Annotated in this window: 2 protein-coding genes; both read right to left on the bottom strand. The window is 73.5% G+C overall.

Features of this window, described 5'->3' with window-relative positions:
* On the bottom strand, nt 1–1,243 hold a 1,243-nt coding region (locus MET9862_RS28945; protein WP_244612963.1), incomplete at its 3' end, for a peptidoglycan L,D-endopeptidase MepK.
* A 214-nt stretch (nt 1,244–1,457) separates the two neighbouring features.
* Nucleotides 1,458–1,652, bottom strand: a 195-nt coding sequence (locus tag MET9862_RS29780) for a hypothetical protein (RefSeq protein WP_497756014.1), incomplete at its 5' end; no start/stop codon positions are given.

The following is a 1,652-nucleotide window of genomic DNA, read 5'->3' as shown; positions in this document are numbered from 1 at the left end:
GCACGAGCGCGACGCGGCGGGCGGGGGGCGCCGTGGCCTCGCTCTTCTGCAGCATCGAGGGCGGCGCGGCGAGCGCCACCGGACCGATCGCGGCGAGCTGGACCGGGCGCTGCGGCGGCAGCGGCATCATGATCGCCGCTGCGGCGACGGTGGCGAACTCGGCGGGCCGGCGCGGCGGCAGCGGCGCCTCGACCGCCTGCAGCAGCGGATCGGCCGGCTTCGCGGCCGCCGGCGCGGGCGTCTCGGCGGTGAGCAGGCTCCTGGCATCGACGGGTTTCGCGTCGGCCGCCTTGACGCCCCGTTGGAGCGCCGAGCCGCGCAGCGCCTGATCGGCGTTCGGGGCGGCGTAGGCGAGCGCGTTGCCCGAGCCGATCTGCACGTCCGGATCGGCGCTTGCGACGACGATGGCCGGCTTCTGCCGTCGCCGCGCCGTCGGGGCAGGAGCGGGCTCCGGCGTGCTCGATCCGCCGCCGAACAGGCTTGCCAGGAACTTGCCGACGCTCGGTCCGTCATCCTCCTCGGCCGCCGCGACCTGGGTCGTGATGCCGGCCCCCGAGCCGCCGCGGGCGAGCACCTCGGCGCGCGCCTCCTCGTAGCGGGCGAGCGGGTGGCCGTCCGCCGGCAGGTGCACGGTCTTGCCGTCCGGGAACAGCCGGACGAGCTGGTCATGGCTCATGCGCGGCCAGGAGCGCACCGAGCCCACGTCGAGATGCACGAAGGGCGAGCCCGCGCGCGGATACCAGCCGACGCCGCCGCGCTGCATCTGCATGCCGACCGCGCGGATCTGGTCGATCGACGCGTCGGGCAGGTAGAAGTCCATCGCCTTGCCGAGCATGTGCTGGCTGAATTCCGCCACCGCGCGGGAGCGGCGGCGCAGCATCGCGTTGGTGCCCGGCGAGCGGTAGGCCGAGACCACGTGGATCGGCTCGGAGGCGCCGACCTGCCGGTAGGCCTCCCACACCGTGTCGAACAGGCGCGGGTCCATCTTGATCGGCTCGTCCATGCGCCAGTCGCGCAGGAGCCAGTTGAGCTGCTCCAGGGCCGCACGGTCGTAGCGCCCGTCACGCTTGAACGTGACGGTCGCGCTCTCCTTCGTGTGGGTGTGGTAGATCGAGAGCGTGCGGGTGTCGCCGTTGGCGACCGCGTCCTGGGTGCCGCGGGTGCCGCCGAGCAGGGCGATCGTGAGGCCGGAGACGGCGATGACGAGACGGCGGGCGGGTCGGATGCGGGAGAGCCTGCGCACGATGATCCTTGCCCAGTGCGGGGACCCGCGACGGCGGGAATCATGGTGAACGCAAGGTTGCCGAAAACCGTCAACGGCCGGTTATCGGGTCCTCGACCTGGACACCGCTCGATTCCCTACGGCTAAGGCTCGACCATGGCGAAATCGTGCCCGCAAGTGTGACCGCGCACGCTCACGGATTCTTGTCCTCAACCGTGTCGTCGGGCTGGGGACCTCACCACCAGCCGCGCACCACCGGAGCGGCCCGGCCCGCCCACGGATCCGGATCGGCATAGACCACCCCCGCCTCCTCGCGCGCGGGCCGCGGCAGCGGGCGCGCCGCCTGCCGGGTCTGGACATGCGGCCGTTGCGGACGCGGCGGCGCCGCCTCGGCGTTCCGGGTGGCGGGCTCGCGCTTGGGCGCCTTCGC

The organism is Methylobacterium symbioticum (genome assembly GCF_902141845.1).
GTDB lineage: Bacteria > Pseudomonadota > Alphaproteobacteria > Rhizobiales > Beijerinckiaceae > Methylobacterium > Methylobacterium symbioticum.
The sequence above is the reverse complement of the archived record's forward strand: the minus strand, read 5'-3'. Positions and strand labels throughout refer to the sequence as shown.